This is a genomic window from Sphingobacterium bovisgrunnientis, from assembly GCF_009829085.1.
In the GTDB taxonomy this organism is placed as follows: Bacteria; Bacteroidota; Bacteroidia; order Sphingobacteriales; family Sphingobacteriaceae; genus Sphingobacterium; species Sphingobacterium bovisgrunnientis.
In genome coordinates this window covers 81198-105810 of sequence record NZ_WUQY01000002.1, presented here as the reverse complement: position 1 = coordinate 105810, position 24613 = coordinate 81198, and the positions used below count along the sequence as shown (strand labels likewise).

Sequence of the window (24613 nt, the reverse complement as noted above, 5' to 3'; positions counted from 1 at the left end):
TCTACCTATTCGCCAAGATACTCAATTCTTGAGCTACTCTGCCGGCAATATTTCTGTAAGCTTCTCCGATAGTATCTTCGCTGTCTAATACAATTGGGAAACCGTTATCTCCAGCGTCAGCTACAGATTTTACTAACGGAACTTCTCCTAAAAATGGAATTTGGTTTTCTTCAGCTAAACGTCTACCGCCCTCTTTACCGAAGATGTAATATTTGTTGTCAGGTAATTCTGCTGGCGTGAAATATGCCATATTTTCTACAATACCAAGTATAGGAACATTAATTCCTTCCATCTTATACATTCCGATACCTTTTATGGCGTCAGCAAGCGCAACATTCTGTGGTGTTGTCACGATTACGGCACCTGAAATTGGGTAAGTTTGCGATACTGTAATGTGAATATCTCCTGTGCCTGGAGGCATGTCAACAACCAAATAGTCTAATTCACCCCAATCTGCATCATTGAATAACTGCTTGATAGCAGATGTTGCCATAGGTCCTCTCCATGGAATAGGCTGATTTGGATCTGTAAAAAAACCTATTGAAAGCAATTTAAGACCAAACTTTTCGATAGGCTCGATTTTAGTAGATCCGTCCGGTAATTGAGAAGCCATTGGTTTAGCACCTTCAAGACCAAACATTATTGGCAGTGATGGACCATAAATATCTGCGTCCAAAAGTCCTGTTTTGGCACCTTTACTTGCTAAGGCTAAGGCTAAATTACTTGCGACAGTAGATTTTCCTACCCCTCCTTTACCAGAAGAAACTAAGATTATATTTTTGATTCCTTTAAGTTGGTTTGGATCAACACTGGTTACTCGCGAGGTCATGTTGATTTCTACTTCTACTTCTTTGCTTATAAATAATGCGATAGCATTGCGACAAGCGTGTTCAATATGTCCTTTTAAAGGGCAAGCTGGCGTAGTTAATACCACGTCGAATTTGACTTTATTAGGGAAAATTTCAATATTTTGAATCATGTGAAGCGTAACCAGATCCTTCTTCAAATCAGGTTCTTCCACATGACTTAATGCATGTAATACTTGTTCTTGCGTAATAGTCATGGTTTGCAATTTCTAATAGTACAAAGCTAAGAATTAAGGTAAATAAACCTGTCATTTCTTTGTTTGAATATTAAGTACCGATAACTAGGTATTTTTAAAAGTGTAGGAATATTTTTATTCATTCACATTTAGGAATGTTTATTTTTGTTTTTTAAACCAAACTTTAATAACCATTAGATGAAAAACATATTATTAACAATAGCATTGGCTATTTCAATTATTGGTGTCAATGCTCAAGAAACTGTAGAAATAGAGAATACATTAGAGCAGCCTAATTTTGTGAAATTAAATTTATTGCCCCTACTTGGCGGAAAGATTTCAGTGGAGTACGAACGTGTTTTAAGTGAAAAATTTGCAGTAGGTGTAGCACTTAATTTACGTCCAGAAAGTGAATTACCATTCAAATCCCGCATTATGGACATTGTCGATGATGCAGAAGTTAATTCTTTGTTGGATGGAATGAAATCATCTAGCACCGCTATAGTTCCAGAGTTTAAATATTATCTTTCTAAAAAGGGTTATGGTCAAGGATTTTATTTGGCACCCTACGTTAAATATGCAAAATTCAATTAATCAGCGCCTTATACTTATGATGTATCCATTGAATATCAAGGTCAAATGGTATATGATCGTGAAGAAACTATTAGTTTGAAAGGAGATTTGACTACTGTTACAGCTGGTATTTCTGCTGGTATTAACTTCAGATTAAAGGATAATATTTTCTTAGACTGGAGAATTATTGGGCCAGGTTATGGAATGTCGAAAGGCAATCTCGCGGGTAAGATGGCGTTAAACGCAGATGAACAAGCCGGATTACGAGATCAATTAGGTGACTTGAAGGAAAGTTTAAATGACTTACCACTGAAGTTTAAGATGGATTACAACGTTCATGCAAATGGTGCGGACATTACTTTGAATAAAAGTCCTTGGGGCAATATCCGTAGCGGATTATCAATAGCGTATAAATTCTAATTTGGAATATATAATTTAGTTAAAAAAGGCTATACTTTGTAATGAAGTATAGCTTTTTTTATTTTGATAATAAAGTATTCAAATTTAAAACTCTATTTTTAGTCAGAATTTTAAGTACTATGATTTATGGGTAGTTTCTTTTCAAGAAAACGCAATAAATGGTTTTTAATTGTTGGTGTCGCAGTAATCGTAATTCTAGTTGGTGGATTTGCAATAGGTATGTCTAAACGTCAAGGTCTGCTAGATAAAGCGATTTATAAGGTTCAACAAAAATTGAAGAATGATTACGATGTAACTTTTACAGTTGATAAATATTATTTTTCTGGATTTACAACTGTGGAATTTAAAAATTTGTTAATTATTCCTGAAAATAGAGACACACTCGCTTCTATGGAGTCTTTTTCAGTTTCAGTTCGTGTATTGCCATTGTTGATTGGTAATATTGAGATCGGGGCTATTGGTGTAGAAAATGGTTCACTTACTTTTGTAAAGAAAGATTCTATCAGCAATTACGATTTTATTTTCAAAAAACGCAAAAGTGTTACTGAACAAAAGGATAAATCAGAATCTAAGGGCTTTGCGGACTTGGCAGAAAGATTAAGTAAGCAGTTTTTCGCCACCGTACCTGATGATTTAACTTTAAAAAATTTTGTGCTTTCATACACGGATGATAAAATTTCACAACAAGTGCATGTTCCAGAGGCAATTATGAATTCTGGTAAGTTCGAATCTTCCGTGTTCTTGAATGATCATGAAGCTGAATGGATACTTACGGGGAAGGTCAATGCAGGATCACAGCGTATGCGTGTAGAGGTTTCCTCAAAAGAAGCAGATGTCGAATTACCATTTTTACGCAGTAAGTTTGGTTTGTCCGTAAGTTTTGATAAGCTAATTTTTGATCTGCAAGATATAATAAAAATCAAAAAAAATTTGTTGGAGGTTGATGGTGTTTTCGCATATGAAAATTTAAAAATAAATCATCGTAGGTTGTCTGATTCCACAATTGTGTTGCCTAGTGCAGAAATGGAAGGTGGTTTGCAATTTGCAGATAATTATGTCGCATTGCGTGAATACTCGACGATTCGAATTAAAGATTTTTCTATATCTCCTCAAATCAAACTTACTTTAAAACCAACAAAGCAATTTGATCTAGCCATTCACACAGGAATGTTTCAAGCTCAAGATTTTTTTGATGCTATTCCTAATGGTTTGTTTCAGAATGTGGAGGGTGTTAAAGTGGAAGGGAGTATAGCTTATGACTTAGATTTCTCTGTAAATCTGGATAAACCAGATGACTTAATATTTGAATCCAAAATTGATGATGAAGATTTAAAAGTGATTTCTTGGGGGCAAGCAAACATTGATTCGCTGAATTCGTCATTTATATATGATGCCTACAATGATACAGTATTAGTAAAACGTTTTGCTGTTGGACCTGAGAATCCTAAATTTAAGAGGTTAGATCAAATCCCATATGTATTAAAAACAACCGTAAGAAATACGGAAGATCCTTTTTTTTATAAGCACAATGGATTTGAAGAAGAAGCATTCAAATTATCAATTGCAACAAATATTAAAGAAAAGAAATTTAAACGTGGGGCAAGTACAATCTCCATGCAACTGATCAAAAATGTCTTTCTACACAGAAAGAAAACATTAAATCGAAAATTTGAAGAGATATTATTGGTCTGGTTAATGGAATCTTCTGGCCGCGTAAGCAAAGATAGACTATTTGAAATCTATCTTAACGTAATTGAATGGGGGCATAATGTTTACGGAATCACAGAGGCTGCCGATTATTATTTTAAAAAGCAGCCTGAAGAACTAAATATAGGAGAAAGTTTGTTTTTGTCTAGCATAATTCCGCGACCAAAGACAGGTTTGACTTCTTTTGAATACACCGGACATTTAAAACCTTGGGTGCAACGTCATTTTAATACCTATGGTTCTATTATGCATAAACTAGGTGAGCTAAATGATGTGGCTGTTCCAGAAAATTACGGGTTCTATCAAGTTGTATTGCAGCCTGCTCTTCGACCAAAAGCTCCTGCTGTTCGGGATACTTCACTAGATATAATTGATGAGCATGAATTGTTCATGCGTGAGATTGAATCGATAGAGAATTCTAGAAAATCTATACTAGAAAAATTAATGGGGGACAAGAATGAAAATAATTGAGATTGATGAGCTGCGATTTGAGCCTTTTATCGATTATGAACAAATCAAAAAAAGAATACGTTTAATTGCTATCGATATTAATTTAAAATACGAAGACAAAAATCCTGTTTTTATTGGTGTGCTGAATGGGTGCTTCATGTTTATGGCAGATTTGATGAAAGAAATTGAGATCGACAGCGAAATGAGTTTTGTAAAACTTTCCTCTTATCATGGTACTGAACAAGGGGATTTATCTCAATTGATAGGGGTTGGGATAGATATAAAAGATCGGAATGTAATTGTTGTGGAAGATGTGGTAGATAGTGGCAATTCTTTGAAATATACAATTGATGCGTTGCAAAGAGAAGGAGTAAGGGAGGTTGCGGTTTGTACACTTTTATTGAAGCCCTCTTGCCTACAATACGATTTCGATCAAATTGAATATGTAGGGTTCGAAATTGAAAAGGAATTTGTAATAGGCTATGGATTAGATTATAATGGGAAATTCAGAAACCTAAAAGATATTTATAGAGAAGTGACTTTAGGAGATTAGTTCCTAAAGTCACAATTTGTAAGGTGATCATTTACCATACCAACTGCTTGCATATAAGCATAGCAGATAGTGCTCCCGAAAAACTTTACCCCACGTTTTTTCAAATCTTTTGCTATAGCTTTTGATTCTGCGGATTCCGGTACAATGTCCTTCATTGTTGCAATGTTATTTTCTATGCGCTGTTGATTAGGTAAGAATTGATATAAATAATTATAAAATGAGCCAAACTCTTTTTGAATTTCTATGAATATTTTAGCATTATTTATAGCTGCTTCTATTTTTCCGCGATGTCGAATAATGCTTTCATCTAGAACTATTCTTTCGACGTCATCATTTGTAAATTGTGAGACTTGTTCAACATCAAAATCTGCAAATAATTTTCGATATCCTTCCCTTCTTTTTAAAATGGTGTACCAACTTAAACCCGCTTGAGCAGATTCTAAAATTAAAAATTCGAATAGTGTTTTATCATCAGTCACTTGTTTACCCCATTCCTTATCGTGATAGTCTACATAAAGAGGGTCTTCTCCGCACCACGGACAGCGTTTTGTTGTTGTTGCCATTTTTGTGTTTAAATATTTAGTACAAAATCATACCTTTGAGATCGTATGTTAAGGAATGATTTTTTAAGGCAAATTATGAAAAATAAGCAACATATCCTGTTGTTTTTGTTTTTGTTATTCTCTTGCAGGAGTAATGCGTTTTCCTTAGATACAGCGTTCTCTCAAACGGACAGTACTATAGTTAATCACGATAATTCAGCTATTGATAGCTCTTATGTCAAATCGTTTGACTATATTTTTCTTGACACTTCTGAGAGGCTAAATCATAATCCTATACAAGATAGCGTGTTGCGGATTATCGAAATAGAATACACCGATCTAGGTGCTTGGTTTGCTAAAATGGATAAGCTTAAAAAAACAAGAATTGCTTCTCCACTGATTGATAAATCGAATCGTCCAGCTTGGCTTGTTGGTATTCTTTTGTTGATTTTGATAAGTTTTGGTTTGGTTCGAATTTTCTTTTATCCTACATTTTTAAATATTATTTACGGCTATTTTAACGAAAGGGTACTCGCGCAAATAAGTAAGGAGGATAATGTCTTAACTTCTTGGCCATATATCTTTTTATATATTATTTTTAGTTTTTCCTTAGGCTTATTTGTTGTTCTATATTTCAGTGCCAAAGAGGATACGCTTTTTTTGACATTGAATAATTTTGGGCGTATTTCTTTAGTTATTGGTTTCTTGTTTGTAGCTAAATTTCTACTTATCCGAATTATATCTCTCATATTTGAGGCAAAGCGTATAGCCAGAGATTACATCACTGTTTTATATATCGTGTACTTTAATAGCTTACTAATTCTTATTCCTATTTTAATTTTAGGTGTTTTTTTGCCTTATAATTATTTGGATGTATTGGCGTTAATCTTGATTGTAAGCACTATTTTGCTGTTTAGTTATCGTATTATTCGTTCTGCTTTTAGTTTATTAGGTAATCTAAAGTTTTCAATCTTTTATTTAATTCTCTATCTTTGTGCTCTAGAAATAGCGCCGGTTTTAATATTAGTGAAATCACTAAACAATTAAAGATAAGTTTATGCAGATTGATGTTGCTAGAGCTAAGAAAGTTAAAAGTATCTTAGTTACGTTGCCAAAACCAGAAAATGACAAGTCACCATACTTCGCATTAGCAGAAAAATATAACTTGAAGTTAGATTTTCGTGGGTTTATACATGTGGAGGGAGTACCTGCAAAAGAGATTAGGAAAGAAAGGATCAACTTCGCTGAACATACAGCAGTAATCTTTACGAGTAAAAATGCTGTAGACCACTTCTTCAGGGTTTGTGAAGAGATGCGTTTTGAAGTTTCTGCAGAGATGAAATACTTCTGTATTTCGGAAGCTATAGCGCTTTATTTGCAAAAATATATACAGTATCGTAAGCGTAAGATTTTCTTTGGAAAGCAGACAGCTAAAGATTTGGAAGAAGTATTGAAAAAGCACAGTAAAGAAAAATTCCTTTTCCCATGTTCGGATGTCGCTAATGAAGAAACGCAAAAGTGGCTTCAAGAAAATGGTTATAATTTCACACCAGCTGTGTTGTTTAAAACTGTTATTACAGACATAACAGATTTAAAAGATGTATTTTATGATGTGATTGTATTTTTCAGCCCATCGAGCGTTCAGTCTTTATATGAAAATTTCCCTGATTTTGTTCAAAACAATACGCGTATTGCAGCTTTTGGTGCTTCTACACAACAAGCGTTATTGGATAAGGGATTGATTTTAGATATTCCGGCACCTACACCTGTTGCACCAAGTATGACTATGGCTGTAGAGCAATATATAAAATTAGTTAATAAGTAGCCGTAAAAATATAGTTGAAGGGTCAGTATAATTAAATACTGACCCTTTTTATTATAGCAGGAGGATGAAGATTGTTTATTAATTAATTTTAATTAAACTTTCTAAAATGCTATAATTACCTTATTTTTATGACATTTCAATATTATTAGATATTGAACTAACCTATTTTGCTATAGACTTATGATTGTAAATCATTTGAGATTTTTAAAGTATATTTTCGGTATTATATTAATCGTACTAACTATTGGATGTAAGACATCTACAAAAAATGGAGAATTAATTGGAGTGCGCTTAGATAAACTGAAGACTAGTAAAACACCCTATGGGATGGTATTAGTTCCTGGTGGCACTTTTATAATGGGACAGTCGGATGAGGATATCACTTTCTCACAAACTGCGCAAAACCGTCAAGTAACTATCGCTCCTTTTTATATTGATGACACTGAAATTTCTAATAGTGAATATCGTCAATTTGTTTATTGGGTACGTGATTCTATACTGGTAACAGATTACTTAGGTGATGCTTCATACTTTTTACAAACTCAGGCACAGAGCAACACAAAATACATTGATTGGGAAAAGGTTAAACGTCAATCTCCTTGGAAATCGACTGATGCTAATGTGAAGTCGAGAATTGAAAGTATGTACTACCAAGGAGAGGACAGGCTTTTTGGGAAAAATGAAATGGACGTTCGTTTGATTAATTATCATTACGAATGGTATGATTTAGAAAATGCTATTCGCCACAAGAATGACAAAAATAAAAAACGTTCGGATTTTATATATAGAGAAAAGATAGGTATCTATCCAGATACTACAGTATGGATGTCTGACTTTCATTATGCCGCAAATGAGCCGTTAGTAAAGGGTTACTTCTCGCACCCTTCTTATGATGATTATCCTGTTATTGGTGTGTCTTGGAAACAAGCACAAGCCTTCAATGCATGGCGTACGCAATTATATAATAATCAAGCAATAAAAAACAAAAGACCTCAGCGATTTGATTATCAGTTACCTACTGAAGCAGAATGGGAGTATGCTGCACGTGGTGGACGTGTGGGGTCTCCATTTCCTTGGGGTGGTCCTACAGCTCGAAATGCGAGAGGTTGTTTAATGGCGAATTTCAAACCAGGAAGAGGGGATTACATGAGTGACAATTATGCTTATACGGCTCCAGTGTATTCGTATTTTCCAAATGATTATGGACTTTATAATATGGCGGGAAATGTGTCGGAATGGACACAATCTTCTTATGATGAATCAGGTTATTCATATGTGCATGATATGAACCCGACGTATAATTATTCTGCTAGAAATGAAGAAATGGCAACCATGAAACGAAAAGTGATTCGTGGAGGCTCTTGGAAAGACGTGGGTTTCTTTTTGCAAAATGGTACTCGTCAATATGAATATCAAGATACATCAAAATCTTATATTGGATTTAGAGGAGTAACTAGAGTAGCTGGTTCAGCATTAAAATAGAACTATTAATATACTAAACATAAAAAATATTTAACCTTATAATACTTTAAATAGAAATGGCAAAGAAAAGCAAATTTGGTTTCGGCATCAATACATTAATAAATTGGGGTGCTTCAGTGGTTATTGTAGGATTAATGTTCAAGATTCTTCATTTTAAAGGTGGAGAATGGATGATCGGAATTGGATTGGCGGTTGAAGCTTTATTATTCTTCATTATGGGCTTTATGGCTTCAGAGAAAGATGTTGATTGGACGCGTGTTTACCCAGAATTGGATGACGATTTTGCAGGGGAGCTTCCAGCACGTAGCGTACAACCAGTAGCTATCGCTCAGCCTGTTAGTACAGGCAACACAGCCGCTCTTGATCAACTGTTGCAAAATGCTAAAATAGACGAAAATTTGATTGGAAACTTAGGTGATGGTTTGCGAACATTTAGTGACAAAGTAGCCTCTATTTCAAAAGTAGCTGATACAGCCGCTGCTACTAATCAATTTGCGGACAAATTGAATGCCGCGTCAACAGGAGCTTCGCAATTAAGTCATGCCTTTGAGCGTGCGGCGGCGGATTTGCAAACATTCAACGAAGCATCGGCTGATATGCAACAATTTAAAGAGCAAGTTTCGACATTCAATAAAAATTTGTCTTCACTTAATGCAGTTTACGGAAATATGTTGTCTGCGATGAATATTAATAATCGTGCATAATTGTAGTAAAATCTAAGACCTAACGTAGAGAAATTACAAGACATGGCAGGACAAAAAGAAACTCCAAGGCAGCGGATGATTGGAATACTTTATTTGGTGTTACTAGGTTTAGTAGCATTGAATGTAAGTGATTCCATATTAGATGCATTTAAAAATTTGGGTAATAGTTTGAATACTTCTACCCAAAATACACAGAGCGGAATTGATAATATGTTTTTGTCTTTTAGAGAGACAAAATTGAAAGAAAATCCAGAAAGAGCTCAACCTATATTACAAAAAGCAGAACAAGCACAGGCATTAGTGGCTAAGCTTACCGCCAAAGTGGGTGAATATAATAAATTACTTTCTTCTGAAGGTGGTGGTATAGATGAAGAGACTGGTGATGTGAAATTCAGAAGTAGTACAGATATTTCTGCGCGTTTGATGATCAATGAAAAAAGAGGTAAAGAACTCCGTGATTTGATAAATCAAACTTCTGCTGAGCTTAAAAAATTGACAAATAATGAAGTAAGTTTTGCTTTATCTGCAGAGGATCCTGCTCCTAGGGGTGGAATAAAAAAGTCGTGGGAAGAATCTAATTTTGGCGATGGTATTCCTTTGACAGCTGCTATAACTGCTTTGGAAAAAATTAATGCCGACGCTAAGAATGCCGAATCAGCTGTAGTAAAGCATATTTTTGGTAAGATGGATCAGGCGGTGGTAAACTTGGATAAGTTTGCTGCGGTGGCAGTTGCCCCTACATCTTATCTGATAGCTGGGCAACCTTACACAGCTAAGGTCTTTTTAACGGCTTATGATTCAAAATCGAATCCACAAATTACAGTAAATGGTTCTTCAATTCCCGTTTCTGATGGACAAGGTACATATTCTTACACACCAGGCGTAGGAACGCATACATGGAAAGGCTCTATATCAGTTCAGCAAACAGATGGTACAGTAAAAGTTTATGAAACTGAGCCAATGACTTTTCAAGTTTCTAAACCATCAGCTGTAGTATCACCAGATGCGATGAATGTGATGTATATTGGTGTAGACAACCCGTTGTCTATATCGGCACCAGGTGTTCCAGCTGAGTCACTAAAACTTACGGGTTCTGGAGTAACTTTGAATGACAGAGGTAATGGCAAATACACTGCTCGTGTGTCTAGTCCAGGTGAGGTTACGCTGAATGTAACTGCAACTGTTGATGGAAAATCCCAGAATTTGGGTATGTCCAAATTCCGTGTAAAGCGTATTCCAAAACCTACAGCTAAAATTGGTGGTAAAGATGGAGGACGTATATCAGCTGCACAGTTAAGAGGACAATCTGTAGTTTCAGCATCATTAGAAAATTTTGATTTTGATGCTAAATTCCAAGTAACTAAATTTAACATGTATATTAGTAAACCGCGTGTAGATCCAATTGGACCTTATGCTGCTGCTGGGAATAATTTTAGTGCGCAAATGAAAACAGCATTATCAGGTATTACAGCGGGATCTGTGGTAATGATATATGACATTGTTGGGGTGGGTCCAGATGGAGTAGCTCAAAATCTGAATGCTATCACATTCCAAGTAACGAACTAATAGAATTTATATTCTATGATAAAGAAATTTTTAACACTCATCATTGGTATAGGATCTACTTTTGCAGTGTATGCACAAGTTGGAAACCTGTCCAATAGTACGACGCCTGTTCAAGAGAAAGAGCCTCCAGTGGATGGGTATGTTGTGAAATCAGATGTGGAGAATAGAAAGGTAATCCCTTACGCGCCTATTCGTCAGACTGATGTTGCTTTCAGCAAGCGTGTATGGAGAGAGATTGATTTGCGCGAGAAAATGAACCAAGCTTTTGCTTCTCCAAAGGCACGCTTGATGGATATAATTGTCGATGCAATTCAGAAAGGCGAATTAACAGCTTATGATCCTACACCGACGAAGAATGATCCTAATGGCGATAGCTTCAAAAATATTCTTCCTATCGATCAGGTAATGGCAAGATTGGGTGGTGATAGCGTGTTGGTTGAGCAATACAATGAAAACAATGAAGTTGTGGGTTCGCATTATGAAAAACGGGATTGGAGCGGAGAAAGTGTATTTAAATTCAGAATTAAAGAAGATTGGATTTTTGACAAGCAAAGAGCAGTTTTTGAGCCACGTATAATTGGTATCGCACCATTGATTACCCCTCAAATACCTGGTGTAGAAGCCGCATTCGAAGCACAAGCATCAACAGTAGCAAATGCCGATCCTTTTGATCCATTTGCAGTCCAAGCTTCAGAATCTGTTGCAACTTCTGAAGCTCAGCAGCCTGTAGCCCCAATTGCCGCTGTAAACAATATCGGACCTCAAGTAGACGCTACGCCAGCATTTTGGATTTATTTTCCAGAAGCTAGACATGTATTTGTAAACAAAGAAGTCGTGAATAGAAATAGTGATGCTACGGGTTTGAGTTATGATGATGTGTTTATTAAACGACTTTTTTCTAGTTATATAATTAAGCAATCTAATTCTGAAGATCTTCGTATCAAAGATTATATAAATGACGATTTAGATAGATTATTAGAGTCTGAACGCATTAAAAAAGCGCTTATGGATTATGAACAAGACTTATGGTCTTACTAATTAGTGATTTATATCACTAGAAAATAAAGGATATTTCTACAGATTTGGGTTCTATCTTTTTATCTATTACAAGTAGATATAAAATATGGAAAGAGATAAAAATGTAGAAATATTTTTTTTTATGTTTGTACTTACTTGATAAAAAACTAAAAGCTTGTGAAACTAAAACCTGTTGATAGCATTTCGGGAATTTCTCCTAAAGATTTTGTTAGAGATTATCTAAACAAAGGTCAGCCCGTTATCTTGAAAGATTTTATAAGTAAGGATAGTGCTTGTTGGACGAAGTGGAGTTATGATTATTTCAAGGAAATAGCTGGAGATGTTAAAATTGATGTCTACGGTAAGGAAGAAGAAGGCCACAATTACGCTGCAAGTCCGCCCGTTGGTAAAATGACTTTTGCACAGTATTTAGATAAAATTAGCAGTGAACCTACTGAATTACGTTTATTCTTGTTTAATTTATTGAAAATACGTCCAGAATTGAAAAAGGATGTAATTTATAATGACGTGACAGGGGGTAAGGTAATACAAGGTTTACCGTATATGTTTTTTGGTGGAGAAGGATCTGCTACGCGTAATCACTTTGATATAGATATGTCGCATGTGTTTATTTCGCAGTTTCAGGGGTACAAACGCATCTGGTTATTTCCAAATGATCAGTCCGACCTTATGTATAAGTTGCCTTACAATTTTCACAGTATTGCGAATCTGAAAACTAGTAGTTTAGAAGAATATCCAGCTTTGAAATATTTGAATGGTTATGAAGCTGTGATTGGTCCTGGAGATACATGTTACATGCCTGCTGGATATTGGCATTACATACAGTATGAAACAGAAGGATATTCCATTTCAGTACGTGCTTTAGCAAACTCTTTGGGCGAAAAATTGAAAGGCGCACGCAATTTATTTATTACGCGTCATTTTGACGATACGATGCGTAAAATTTTTAAAGATAAATGGTTGCATTATAAAATTGATAAAGCACGCAAACGTGCTGATAAAGCAATGAATAGATACAAATAGCAAGAAAGGTCGAAATTTAATTCGACCTTTTTTGTTTTACTCTGAAATTTCTTCTTCCTCTTTTATCGCATTTCTATAGAATAAAGTATAAGGATCTGAATCGTAAATTTGTGCTTCAGGATTATGTTTAAAAGGAATAGCTGGGTTGAATATTTCCTCCAATGTAGCTGTTAAAAATTTGAAGAATTTCTCCTTTTGATCGGCTAAAAATTCACCTTCCATCAAAGCTCCTCGGCTGCCATAGAAAAGCGTTCCCTCTTCGCGCATTTTGCGTGCGACATAAAGATGCGGTTCAAGATTTAATATACCTGTCTTTTGTTCAAATACATACGCATAAAATAAAGTTTGGATTAACGCTTTATTCGAGGTATTGGACGCAAAAACTTTCTCTATATTTTTGAAATCAACCGTATCTCCACCTGTTTTATAATCGACAATGCGTTTTTTAACTTCGCCTAGGTCAGTAACTACTTCATCTACTCGGTCAATAATACCAAAAATTTGCACTTTTTCCTTTTTTCCGTTTACATGGATAGGAAAGTCTAATACATAATCTTCATCGTTCTCCAATTCGATAATACGAAAAGACTGGTAGTTTTCTGCGTCGTATTCCAAATACATTTTAACGTACTCGCATGCAATCTTGTGCATGATGAGTTGTAAACTATTCAATTGATTAATTTCGGTGAATTCAACACTATACTGTTTTCCGATTTCAAGAATTATAAGCGAATCAACTTCATTGATTTTATCCCTTAATATTTGGGTTGAAGTAAATTCAGCTAACCCTTTGTATGGTTTTAGAATGATTTCCATCACATTATGAATAACTGTACCTAATACATTCATCTCAAATTCTTGTGAAATGCGTGGTGGTTCTTTGATTTCTGCAACGTGCTTGAAGAAAAATTGCAACGGTGAAAGCAAATACGTTGTCAATGCTGTTGCTGAAATTTTGGCTTTACCAATTATATATTTCTCGTACAATTTTTCCCACACTTTACCTGTTTTTGGAATTATAAGTTCTTCCTCTTTTGGAGGGAAAAGAATAGGTTGCTGCTGTTGCTTTTTTATAATATTAAAATTGCTTTCAAATTCCAACTGGCGAATAAACCTACTTTCTTCACCTGTACTGCTTTCGTCTACGATACTGTTATAAAACAAGTGAATACCTGTGCTGTATTGCAAATGTCTGTAGAATAGGTACGCCGAAAGTGCATCTTGATTTTCTAAAATGGGTAATCCATATGCTCTTCGCAAGGTGTTGGGTAGAAAGGTTGCAGCACTCGAAGTTTTTGGTAAAATACCTTCATTAGCACCCAAAATATAAATGTTGTCGAAATTTAAACATCGGCTTTCCAACAATCCCATAATTTGTAATCCATCTAATGGATCTCCTTCAATAGCAGAGTTAATCGGCGCAATTGCTTTTCGAATCAAACCTATTTGAAAGATTATGCTCAGTTGCGGCATTTTTTCAAATCCTAGATGCAATTGGTTCAAAACCTTTTTGGTTTCGATCAATAGATTCGCATCGATTTGCTTAATTTGCGTGTCTTGCGCTAGGGAAATCAACAATTCATCCAATAGATGAATCAAGGTTGGGATGACCTTTTTGGAGGATTCTAATGGTCTAAAAAAATGAGGCAAAACTGATGTTTTGACACTTATATCGTCAATATCGATTTCAAAAAGTTGTTTGTCAGCAATGGCTTTTTGTAAAGCCGTTTTTTCTTTAGTTGAAGTTTTGGTTAGTGGATTGTTCAAATATGTTTGTACTTCTTGATATGTTATTTTTGTTTTCTTAAGATGCGAAACTTGCTCATGCACTCGCATCCACAAATCTAGTATACCAAAAATCGGAGATTGTGTCAGCGGAAAACCTGTTGTGATGTTTGCTTTGAGATTGGGTAAGCTTTGTAATAAGGGAACCAATAAGGATTCGTCAGCTAATAGAATAGCAGAGGTTTTTCCTTCTTTTTCATTTCCCAACAAGACATCGTGAAGAAGTTTTGTTTGACTAACCTTACCACTAGAAGCAATCAAGTGTATATTATCCTTACGATTTCCAATGACATTGGGTGCTTCGCCTAATGCATTCTGTAATTCCGTCTGAAATATATTCCTTCGGATAAATAACCCAGCTTCTTGTTGCTTGTCTTCCAAATAATATGCATCGGTGTCAAAATAAAATAGCGCTTTTCCTAGTTCTTGCCATTGTTTGAAAAGTTTAGCTTCCGCATTATTCAACGCGTTAAATCCTACAAATAGAATTTTTTTGAAAGGTTTTATTAATGAAATGCTATCTAATTCTCCCTCTGCCAATTGGCGATAAATCGTAGGATAATTAGTTTGCTTATGTTCTATTAATTTTTGTTTGAAAGCACGATAAAGTATAGGAAGTCTTTTCCATAATTTCAAGAATCGTTCTTGAATACCTGTATGCCCTGCTATACTGAATGATTGCCAAAATTTACGAATAAAATCTTGTTGTTCTTTAGTCAAATGCTGGAACTCAATATCGATTTTGCTTGTATCGTACAATTCCATATAGATGTGATCGATATTCACCAAGTCATAATCCAATTGGCTGAAATCACTTAAAATAATTTCAGCAATCGGATAAAATTCTTCAAGCGTTTCGGGTTCATGTCCTTCTTTGCCTAACAATTCATTGTGCAATTCGTACAAATAGAAAAATTGCGTTAATTGGCTCACCTGCTCTGCTTCGGAAGCCAAACTGAAAAACTCTTGTATAGTGTAAAACTGTGGCGACCATATCGCGTGACCATACGTGTCTGCAAGATGTTTTTTGAGATACGTAATCGGACGTTTATTGTTGAAAACAATCGCTATTTCGGACAAATCTGTCCCGAAGCGTTGTTTGATATCTTCTGCTACTCCTGCTAAAAATGCTGTGTTCATTTCGACTCTCTTAATCTATTTCACCTCTACTAATTCATTGACCTTGGCGTAGAACAAAAAGCCACGGATATTTTTATAACCTAAGTTTTGGAGGGCTTTCATGTATTGATCAACTTGTGTTTTATGCTCGATATAATTGTCTCCTGTGAATTTAAAATCCAAAATTATTGTTTCTCCTTCTTTTGTAAAGACTTTGTCTGGGCGGAGTGTTCGACCATCTGCAGTTATAATCCCTGATTCGTTCCAGATTTTGTATTCCCCAGAAAGCCATTGATTAATTTGTGGATGATGCCATATTTGATAAATTTCTTTTTCAAGGAGGTCTTTATTTTCTACCGCTAAAATACCTTCATCAATATAGCGCGCTATGATCTTTTGAATATCCGATTCTTTGGAAGCTTCTGACATGACTTCGTGCGCTAGAATACCGTATTGCGATGCTTTTTCGAGCATTAAAATGGTGTTTATCGTGCGTTTACTGTTTTTATCCAACGCATTTTCCATTGCTACTGAAATAGGATAGCGCTCTAAAGCTATTTTCCCACTATCGACCAACTCTTTGTTTTCTTCTTTGACAATGATATTGTCCAATTGAATTTTTTGCTCTTCAATTGGAAATGGCGCATTAGGATTATCTAATACTTGATAGATGACATCAGAAATGAGGTCATTACATACTTTAACGCTACCAGTTTTCTTATCTGTAGCAAATGCTGGTGCACTGATATAAATATGTTCGATAGCTCGAGTTGTTGCCACGTATAATGTATTCAATGAATCCATGTAATTAAACAGCTTTTCTTCAAAGTACTGTTGGTAAAAAAGGGATTTTCCAACTGAAGAACTGTATTTAATTGGAATTCTTCCTAGCTGTACAAAAGGTGTATTTTCGGTATTAATCCAAAAATCCCCGTTAGCCATACCATCTAACGTCCACGAGCAAAACGGAATCATCACCACATCGTAAGCTAAACCTTTGGACTTATGGATAGTAGTGACTTCTATAGCATTTACTTTTCCACTTGAAGGTAATACTGCTTTATTGCCATCTTCTTCCCAAAACTCTATAAACTGATTTATACCTCGTTCGCCATTTGCGGTGAAATTGCCTACAATGTCTTTAAATGTCAATATGTACGGTAAATGCACATTGTGCTCGGATGTGAAACCGTAGATTTCAATAAGTTTCTCAACAAGATGAATCAACGGTAATTTCTGCCAAACATCCCAGTCCGAGATAAGCTTTTCGGGAATAAGACTTTGGAGATTTTCAATATTATTATCTCTAAAATTCAACCAGGCGTCATTTTCAAAAGATTTTTGGGTGGAAATAATCTGATAGAGATAAGCCATGCGCGCATGGTGAATCACATGTTTGTCACTGTTGTAAATGAAAGCTTTTAACGATTCGACCAATAGACCGATAGCATCGTTCGATGCCAGAGATAATGCATCTCCCGAAATCACATCAAATTGCAGTCCTGTAGCATTTTTGTACTCCATCAGCTTTTGAATAATCTCTACTGCCTGCCTATTGCTACGTACCAAAATACCAATTTGTTTGGCATCATATCTACCACTCGAAATCCAGTTATCTATTTTTTCGCAAAGCTTATTGATAGATTCTTCCTTGGCTTGATTTGCTCTCCATCGGCTATCCTCTACATTTATGTATTCTATTTCTATTGATCCCTGCTTATTCGGATCATTTAACTTAAATTCAGGAATTTCCTGTGCACTATTTTCGTAAGCGCGCACAAGCATACTATCGTTCTGTGCATTTCGCCACCAGCGTATACCTTCTTCCGAAAGCTCATTTTGAGCCATATCATTCAGCACATTTTGCATTTGAGTCGGAATAGATTGGTAGAGATAGTTATTAAATCGAATGATATTTGGCAGACTTCGGAAATTAGTTTCTAATATTCCATTATCAATAAAATGCTTTGTATTATCTGCATCCAGATGGAAATTTTTAGTAACCTGTTCTTCCACCTGTTGCAACAAAATGCGCCAATCACCATTTCGCCAGCGGTAAATACTTTGTTTGACATCCCCGACAATCAAATGCTCATTTTGCAATCCTTCGGAGTTACTCAATGCATTTAATAATAAAGGACTATAATTTTTCCATTGAATACGTGAAGTGTCCTGAAACTCATCAAACAAGAAATAATTATAACGATTACCAATTTTTTCCCAGATAAATGTCGGGTCATTGTGTGAGTCTAAACCTAATTTGTTCAACAATATCTGCGAATCAGAAATCAATTGTGCACTATTTTCTTTCCGCCAAGTACTAAGCAAGTCAGACATTTCTTTCAGCAGTCTTAAATAATAAAGATTGCCTTGCACAGATTGATAAGCAATATAGGTTGGCAACAACTGTTCTAAAGTCGCAAATTGCCTCAATACCGGTCTAAATCCTTCAATCAGATCATAGCGTAGGTTCTTGTCTTTATCAGTATACGGATCTTCATCGTCGATTAGTTTGGTGTATTTTCCTAGTAACTCTATAAGACCAGATAAAGACAACTTCTGAACTTGTGGCGTAATTTTATTTGCCGAAACTAGGGGGTTTCGAGATTTACCTTTCATTTCATTGGCATCTACATGCAAGGATTTGAATGTTTCTTGAAAAGACTGAATGGCTAGACTTAAGCTATCAAGGTAAGATTGTGTTTTCTCAAAAACCTCTTTGTTGAGTAAATTAAAAATCTCATTTGTATCAGCAGATGCTAAGGCGCCATCAAACTCTTGAAAATTCTCTGTGAATATCAAACTAGCCAATTGGCTCAATTGATTGCGGTAATTCCAATTTTCATTGTTAGCAATTTTCTTTTCGGCGTAGCCAATAATCCAATCCAATAATTCTGGTTTTTCGTCCAACAATTGATTCAGCATCATCGTCAAATCTGTTTTGACTTTGTTGGTGTTCATTTCAATCTTAAACGCTGCATCTAGGTTCAGTTCGTACGTAAAAGAACGAATGACTTTTTGCGAAAAACCATCAATGGTGCTAATCGTAAAATGACTGTAATCGTGCAAAATTCTGCGATAAACACGATATGCTTTCTCTTGAATGAGCGAAGCTGACCATTGTGGATTATGTTCCAAAAGTAGTTTTCTAAAGCTATCAATCTTACTTGATGTTTCACCAACAGCAAGACCTTGCAGCACTGAAAGAATACGTTCTTTCATCTCTGCTGTCGCTTTATTGGTAAAGGTAACAGCAAGAATCTCTCTGTAGCTGTTCTCATTGGTCATGAGTAAGGAGATATAATGTAAAGTGAGGCTGAAAGTTTTACCTGAACCTGCGGAAGCTTTAAGAATTTTTAATGGAGCTACATGCGTCATTTCGAAATACGATTTGGAAGATTGAAAATACATTAAAAAAGCTGTTATATCAAACGCATTATAGAGTAGGCTCATTTAAAGCTTTTTAGTTTGAAAAAATATTTTTATCTTTGCGTCCCCTCATGCATGAAGTACGGGGGATATGTTGAATACATAAATAATTACAAAACATGGCAACTAAAATCAGATTGCAAAGACATGGTAAAAAAGGACGTCCTTTTTACCACCTAGTAGTAGCAGATTCACGTGCTCCACGTGATGGTAAATTCATCGAACGTATCGGTTCTTACAACCCAAACACAAATCCAGCGACTATCGTTTTGGATTTTGACAAAGCTTTGGACTGGGTGAACAAAGGTGCGCAACCTACAGACACAGCTCGTGCTATCCTTTCTTACAAAGGTGTATTGTACAAAAAACACTTGCAAGGTGGTTTGAAAAAAGGTGCTTTTGATGAGGCTGCTTTAGAAGAAAAATTTGCGGCTTGGACTGCGTCTAACGAAGCGAAAATTTCTGGTAAAAAAGATGGTCTAGCTAACACTAAAGATGAAGCTAAAAAAGCTGCTTTAGTTGCTGAGGCTGCTAAAAAAGAAGCTAAAGCTGCTGCTATCGCTGCTAAAAATGCTCCTGTTGCTGAAGAAGCTCCAGCTGAAGAGGCTGCAGAAGAAGCTACAACTGAAGAAACTGAAGGTTAATCCTTTCATACAGTATTCAAGAAAGGCCGATTCAGATTTTGAATCGGCTTTTTTATTGAATTGGGGTCTTTACCATATTTTTTTATTTTTTAATTTTGTCTTTTTAATTTATAGCATGACAATAGAGGAAAGTTTTTACATCGGATATGTATCTAAGACGCGTGGTCTAAAAGGGGAAGTGCAATTGTTTTTCGAATTTGAGGATTACGATGAGTTGGAATTGGATGTTATCTTTCTTGAAGTGAACAAAAAATTGGTTCCTTATTTCGTGGATGCTATCAAATTGCAGAAAAATAGTACAGCTTACGCAACCTTTGAGGATGTGGATCATATTGACAAGGCGCAGGCTATAGTGCGACGCAAGATGTATCTTCCAAACGATAAAATGCCCGAGCGCGATCCTGACGATTTCCGTTGGAAAGATTTAGTTGGTTTTCTGGTTATAGACGAAGAGCATGGTGAGTTGGGTGAAATTGTTGATGTGACTGAAATGCCACAACAATTTATTGCAACAGTCGAGTTAGAAGAAGGTAAGCAATTGATGTTTCCGCTTTCGGAAGATTTGATTTTAGGTATAGATGGGGATGAAGAAATTATCGAAGTAGATCTGCCAGAAGGATTGGTTGATTTATATAAGGAGTAAAAGTTTTTATTAGATATATTAAAGCGAATTGGTATTTCCACTTCGCTTTATTTATTTTTAGACAATAAGCCGGTATAATGAAAAAAGCGATATTATATTTTAGTATATATTCTGCAATATTGTTTAGTTGTGGAGATAAGGAGGAACTTATCAACTCACGAAAACTTACATCCATTGAATTAATTTATGATGGATTGCCAGTATCATCTAGTAAGATGAATGTTGAATACGAAGGTGAACGAATTGTAAAAGTTGGAACATCAAACTATTATTACAATGAGGACGGAAAGGTAATTAAAGAATTACAGCGGGTATCTCAAGAAACTGATCCAAACTTCATATCAGGCACGCCAGAATTTGATTTAGTTTATGCTTATATGTACGATCAGAAGAATAGACTTTCGGAGATAAAACTAGTAACTGATTTGTCTACCGTCTATATTCTGCCTTCTTCGAACTATCGTTTCAATATTAAGTATTTCTATCAAGGAGATGAAATCTCTAAAATAGAATATATCTATACTTTTGATTTGCAGAGTAAAAAAGTGGTGAGTTATTTTCATTCTGGTAAGAGATTAGATTCTGTTACTGTTCAAAATACAGGTAAAAGACCTCTTCAAGATCGGTGGCTCGTGGATTCACTATTTAATAGTAACGTTTCGAAAGTCTCATATATAATCGAACAAGATACTAAGCCTAACTCTATAAAGGATGTTTTTCATTCATTGGGATTTGTTCCTCATTATGTTAACTTTGCAGATTTTGATATTAGTAGCTTAACCTATGCTGTTAAATCGTATAATCGCATGGATTCATATGGAGTTCATAGTGATCTTAAGTATTTTTTTGAATCTAATAATTTATTAGAAAGGGTTGAGAATCAATCGAAAATAGAAAATTTTTTTTTCCCTCGTAATTTCAGTTATGTCACAAAATTCCATTACGAATAGTAATTAGTTAGAGTTATTTTATTTCAATTAGTATCATAAGTTTGACTCGTATTATAAAGTTATTAACGGCAGTGTAATTAAACTTATTAATCTATATTAAGAATTAAGGTGTGCTTTCTTCATAATTTTAACTATCTTAAAAAATAGATCAGTTAAATAAAGTATTATTAATATGATTAGAAAAGTTGAACACATTTTCTCACCTAAAACTCCACATTTCGTAGGAGATGGTTTTAGAGTACATAATTTTATTCCAGGCTATCCGCAATTGAATCAAAAAAGAATGGATCCTTTCATTATGTTGGATTACAATTCAAAATATGTTTTCCCACCGAGTGAAATTCCTAAAGGTGTTGGTGTGCATCCGCACAAAGGATTCGAAACGGTGACAATCGCTTATCACGGTCGCGTAGAGCATGGAGACAGCAGTGGTGGAGGCGGAGTAATCGGCGAGGGAGATGTGCAGTGGATGACTGCTGGAAATGGTGTGTTGCACAAAGAATTTCATGAAACAGAATGGAGTAAAGAAGGTGGGGTGTTTCAGATGATACAACTTTGGGTAAATCTTCCTGCAAAAGATAAAGTTTCACCACCTAAATATCAGAGTGTCTCGAAAGAAACTATTAAGACCAAAACGCTAGAAGATGGATTAGGTTCTGTCGAAGTGATAGCTGGAAAATACAGAGATGTAATTGGTTCTGCTAGTACTTTCACACCGATAGAAATGTATAATTTTAAAGGTCAAAAAGGTGCGCATGCTACTTTTAGTATTCCTGCTTCTCACAATACCTTTATATTGGTTGTTGAAGGCAATGTGATTGTGAATAGTACTGATGAGGTTAAAGTAAATCATTTGTCATTGTTGGCAAATGAAGGTGATGAGTTTACTTTAGATGTACAAGAAGATGCTGTTTTATTTATTGCAGGAGGAGAGCCAATCAATGAGCCTATTGTACATTATGGACCATTTGTGATGAATACAGAGCAGGAAATTGAAGAAGCAATCCAAGATTTTCAAAATGGTAAATTTGGTAATTTAAATTAAAAGCGATGAAACCAGAATTCGAAAATATCTCCGTTGTTAAGAATGAAGAGGCAAAGCGATTCCAATTAACAGTTGATGGATATACAGCATTTATTGAATACAAAGAAAGAAATAATGTAATTACTTTAATTCACACCGAAAGTCCAGAAGAATTGGCTGGTCGCGGAGTGGCTACGGCGCTTATCGAAAAGACATTGGCATATATTGAAGAGAATAAATATACATTAGTGCCGCTATGTCCTTTGGTATTCGCCTATATCAAAAGACATCCAGAATGGGTTAGGGTTGTGCGTGATGATTATAAAGAAAAATTTAATTAGGATAATTCATGGATGCTAAAGTAGACGTAAAGACGATAAATGCGGAAATATCAGCCTCGATTGCTGATGTAAAGTATATAACCACTATTTCGACTTTAGATGGGAAAGAAATAATCGGTGATGAACCGGAATCATTAGGAGGACAAAATAAAGGGTTTAATCCTTATGAATTGTTGGCTTCATCATTGGGTATGTGCACGGCTGCAACATTGAAAATGTATGCAGATCGTAAAGAGTTAAATATCGGGAAGATACAAGTTAATGTAGAATTGGTACATAATACGACGGATAAAACAGCGACATTTAAGAAGTCTATTTCATTTGAAAATAAAGATATAGAAGAAAGGGATCTGAAAAGGCTAATGGCAATTGCCGAAGCTTGTCCTGTGAATAAACTGCTTTCAAATGAAATTTTGATAGAAACTGACCTGAAAATCTAGTAAATATCGATAATTCTGCGTTTCAAATTGAAGATTTCATAAATCTTTTTGCTTTTAAATTTTAACTTTTGAGTTAATACTCCGATATTAGCGAAGCTTATAGAGAAAGGCAGAGGGAATAGACCCGCTGAAGCCTTAGCAACCTGATATTTTTCAAGGTGCTACATTCTACCCCAATTGGGAAAGATAAGTTTTGGATAGACCGCACCTCTGTGTCTTTTCTCTTGGCCTAAAACGAAAAGAATAATCATGAAAATCGTAGATCATATTAAAAACGCGAACGGGAAGACTTTGTTTTCATTCGAATTGTTACCTCCTGCAAAAGGTCAAGGGATTCAAAGTATTTTCAATACAATGGATTCGTTGATGGAATTCAAACCTCCTTTTATTGATGTAACATACCACAGAGAAGATTATTTGTACAAACAACACGATAATGGTTTGTTGGAACGTGTAGCGTATCGCAAACGTCCTGGTACGGTGGCTATTTGTGCAGCGATCATGAATAAATATAAGGTCGATGCGGTTCCGCATTTGATTTGTGGTGGTTTTACGAAAGAAGAGACAGAAAACGCGTTAATCGATTTGGATTTCTTAGGTATTGATAATGTTTTGGTTTTGCGAGGCGATGCGCGCAAAGGAGATGCAGATTTTATTCCTACACCAGGTGGACATGGCTATGCTACGGATTTGTTGGCACAAGTGTCGGATATGAACAATGGAAAGTACTTGCATGAAGATATTGAAAATAGTTCAAAAACAAATTTTTGTATCGGTGTGGCAGGTTATCCCGAAAAACATTTTGAAGCTCCAAATTTCAATACTGATTTCAAATGGTTAAAGAAAAAAGTTGAAATGGGAGCGGAATTCATCGTTACACAGATGTTTTATAATATCGAAAAATACAAAGAATTCGTAGTGAAATGCCGTGAAAATGATATTCATGTACCGATTATTCCAGGATTGAAACCGTTGACGACGAAAAAGCAATTGATTGCTTTGCCAAAAATTTTCCATTTGGATATTCCAGAAGAATTAAGTGATGCCGTAGAAGCATGTAAAAATAACGCAGACGTGCAAAAAGTGAGCACGGAATGGATGGTCAATATGTGTAAAGAGTTGATTGATTTTGGTGTTCCTGTATTGCACTTTTATACCATGAGTAATCCTGGTCCAACGAAACGAATTGTAGAAAAGTTATTCTAACCTATTAAAGCTTCCCAATCAGGAAGCTTTTTCTTTTTGTTAAATTCTGTTAATTAACAATTTAGCTTCGTTAATTCCTCTAAATTTATAATAGTTTCCAAAAGCCT

The 24613-nt window shown here is 35.3% G+C and carries 22 protein-coding genes and 1 riboswitch; of the genes, 18 read left to right on the top strand and 4 right to left on the bottom strand.

Annotation, left to right across the window (positions count from 1 at the left end):
* Nucleotide 1: 1 nt before the first annotated feature.
* Entirely contained in the window at nt 2-1063 is a 1062-nt protein-coding gene (locus GOQ16_RS01800; protein WP_160067320.1) for an Mrp/NBP35 family ATP-binding protein, read from the bottom strand.
* A 177-nt stretch (nt 1064-1240) separates the two neighbouring features.
* On the opposite strand from GOQ16_RS01800, the gene GOQ16_RS01795 reads away from it, so the two are divergent.
* From GOQ16_RS01795 to hpt, 4 genes are all read left to right on the top strand, one after another.
* The gene (locus GOQ16_RS01795) at nt 1241-1636 is read left to right on the top strand and encodes a hypothetical protein (RefSeq protein WP_160067318.1); all 396 of its coding nucleotides are present in this window, start codon (nt 1241-1243) and stop codon (nt 1634-1636) included.
* Nucleotides 1637-1681: 45 nt separating this feature from the next.
* A complete protein-coding gene (locus GOQ16_RS01790) occupies nt 1682-2035 on the top strand; it encodes a hypothetical protein (RefSeq protein ID WP_160067316.1) in 354 nt (117 codons plus the stop codon).
* 126 nt (nt 2036-2161) lie between these two features.
* Nucleotides 2162-4213 (top strand): transglycosylase domain-containing protein, encoded by a 2052-nt coding sequence (locus GOQ16_RS01785; RefSeq protein WP_160067315.1) that lies wholly within the window; start codon nt 2162-2164, stop codon nt 4211-4213.
* Nucleotides 4200-4745, top strand: coding sequence for a hypoxanthine phosphoribosyltransferase (hpt, locus tag GOQ16_RS01780; RefSeq protein ID WP_160067313.1), 546 nt, complete (start codon nt 4200-4202; stop codon nt 4743-4745). The genes GOQ16_RS01785 and hpt overlap by 14 nt, the downstream gene beginning before the upstream one ends.
* Here the strand turns inward: hpt and GOQ16_RS01775 are convergent.
* Nucleotides 4742-5308, bottom strand: coding sequence for a DNA-3-methyladenine glycosylase I (locus GOQ16_RS01775; protein ID WP_160067311.1), 567 nt, complete (start codon nt 5306-5308; stop codon nt 4742-4744). The genes hpt and GOQ16_RS01775 overlap by 4 nt on opposite strands.
* Before the next feature lie 75 nt (nt 5309-5383).
* Here GOQ16_RS01775 and GOQ16_RS01770 point away from each other — a divergent pair, with 75 nt between their 5' ends.
* The 7 genes from GOQ16_RS01770 to GOQ16_RS01740 all read left to right on the top strand — a co-directional run bounded on the left by GOQ16_RS01770 (nt 5384) and on the right by GOQ16_RS01740 (nt 12925).
* Complete coding sequence (locus GOQ16_RS01770) at nt 5384-6334, top strand: DUF4271 domain-containing protein (protein WP_160067309.1); 951 nt, start codon at nt 5384-5386, stop codon at nt 6332-6334.
* A 10-nt stretch (nt 6335-6344) separates the two neighbouring features.
* Entirely contained in the window at nt 6345-7112 is a 768-nt protein-coding gene (locus GOQ16_RS01765) for a uroporphyrinogen-III synthase (RefSeq protein WP_160067307.1), read from the top strand.
* Between the two features lie 180 nt (nt 7113-7292).
* The gene (gene porK, locus GOQ16_RS01760; RefSeq protein ID WP_160067305.1) at nt 7293-8594 is read left to right on the top strand and encodes a T9SS ring complex lipoprotein PorK/GldK; all 1302 of its coding nucleotides are present in this window, start codon (nt 7293-7295) and stop codon (nt 8592-8594) included.
* A 56-nt stretch (nt 8595-8650) separates the two neighbouring features.
* A complete protein-coding gene (gene porL / locus GOQ16_RS01755; protein WP_149913584.1) occupies nt 8651-9298 on the top strand; it encodes a type IX secretion system motor protein PorL/GldL in 648 nt (215 codons plus the stop codon).
* A gap of 42 nt (nt 9299-9340) precedes the next feature.
* Nucleotides 9341-10864 (top strand): type IX secretion system motor protein PorM/GldM, encoded by a 1524-nt coding sequence (porM, locus tag GOQ16_RS01750; RefSeq protein WP_160067303.1) that lies wholly within the window; start codon nt 9341-9343, stop codon nt 10862-10864.
* 15 nt (nt 10865-10879) lie between these two features.
* Nucleotides 10880-11902 (top strand): gliding motility protein GldN, encoded by a 1023-nt coding sequence (locus GOQ16_RS01745; RefSeq protein WP_160067301.1) that lies wholly within the window; start codon nt 10880-10882, stop codon nt 11900-11902.
* 156 nt (nt 11903-12058) lie between these two features.
* Complete coding sequence (locus GOQ16_RS01740; protein WP_149914577.1) at nt 12059-12925, top strand: cupin-like domain-containing protein; 867 nt, start codon at nt 12059-12061, stop codon at nt 12923-12925.
* 36 nt (nt 12926-12961) lie between these two features.
* Here GOQ16_RS01740 and GOQ16_RS01735 read toward each other — a convergent pair whose 3' ends face one another.
* Together GOQ16_RS01735 and GOQ16_RS01730 are read right to left on the bottom strand one after the other, a co-directional pair.
* Complete coding sequence (locus tag GOQ16_RS01735) at nt 12962-15850, bottom strand: PD-(D/E)XK nuclease family protein (RefSeq protein WP_160067299.1); 2889 nt, start codon at nt 15848-15850, stop codon at nt 12962-12964.
* 15 nt (nt 15851-15865) lie between these two features.
* Nucleotides 15866-19282, bottom strand: coding sequence for a UvrD-helicase domain-containing protein (locus GOQ16_RS01730; protein WP_160067297.1), 3417 nt, complete (start codon nt 19280-19282; stop codon nt 15866-15868).
* Between the two features lie 95 nt (nt 19283-19377).
* On the opposite strand from GOQ16_RS01730, the gene GOQ16_RS01725 reads away from it, so the two are divergent.
* From GOQ16_RS01725 to GOQ16_RS01695, 7 genes are all read left to right on the top strand, one after another.
* Complete coding sequence (locus GOQ16_RS01725; protein WP_149914574.1) at nt 19378-19902, top strand: 30S ribosomal protein S16; 525 nt, start codon at nt 19378-19380, stop codon at nt 19900-19902.
* Between the two features lie 115 nt (nt 19903-20017).
* Nucleotides 20018-20545 (top strand): ribosome maturation factor RimM, encoded by a 528-nt coding sequence (gene rimM / locus GOQ16_RS01720; RefSeq protein WP_160067295.1) that lies wholly within the window; start codon nt 20018-20020, stop codon nt 20543-20545.
* A gap of 77 nt (nt 20546-20622) precedes the next feature.
* Nucleotides 20623-21495 (top strand): hypothetical protein, encoded by an 873-nt coding sequence (locus tag GOQ16_RS01715; RefSeq protein ID WP_160067293.1) that lies wholly within the window; start codon nt 20623-20625, stop codon nt 21493-21495.
* Nucleotides 21496-21667: 172 nt separating this feature from the next.
* A complete protein-coding gene (locus tag GOQ16_RS01710) occupies nt 21668-22540 on the top strand; it encodes a pirin family protein (RefSeq protein WP_160067291.1) in 873 nt (290 codons plus the stop codon).
* A 5-nt stretch (nt 22541-22545) separates the two neighbouring features.
* The gene (locus tag GOQ16_RS01705; RefSeq protein ID WP_160067289.1) at nt 22546-22860 is read left to right on the top strand and encodes a GNAT family N-acetyltransferase; all 315 of its coding nucleotides are present in this window, start codon (nt 22546-22548) and stop codon (nt 22858-22860) included.
* Nucleotides 22861-22868: 8 nt separating this feature from the next.
* Nucleotides 22869-23300: an OsmC family protein gene (locus tag GOQ16_RS01700; protein ID WP_160067287.1), complete on the top strand. Its 432-nt coding sequence runs from the start codon at nt 22869-22871 to the stop codon at nt 23298-23300.
* Nucleotides 23301-23394: 94 nt separating this feature from the next.
* Nucleotides 23395-23493: riboswitch (SAM riboswitch) on the top strand.
* 56 nt (nt 23494-23549) lie between these two features.
* Nucleotides 23550-24506, top strand: a complete 957-nt coding sequence (locus tag GOQ16_RS01695; protein ID WP_149914570.1) for a methylenetetrahydrofolate reductase — start codon at nt 23550-23552, stop codon at nt 24504-24506.
* Nucleotides 24507-24613: the final 107 nt, after the last annotated feature.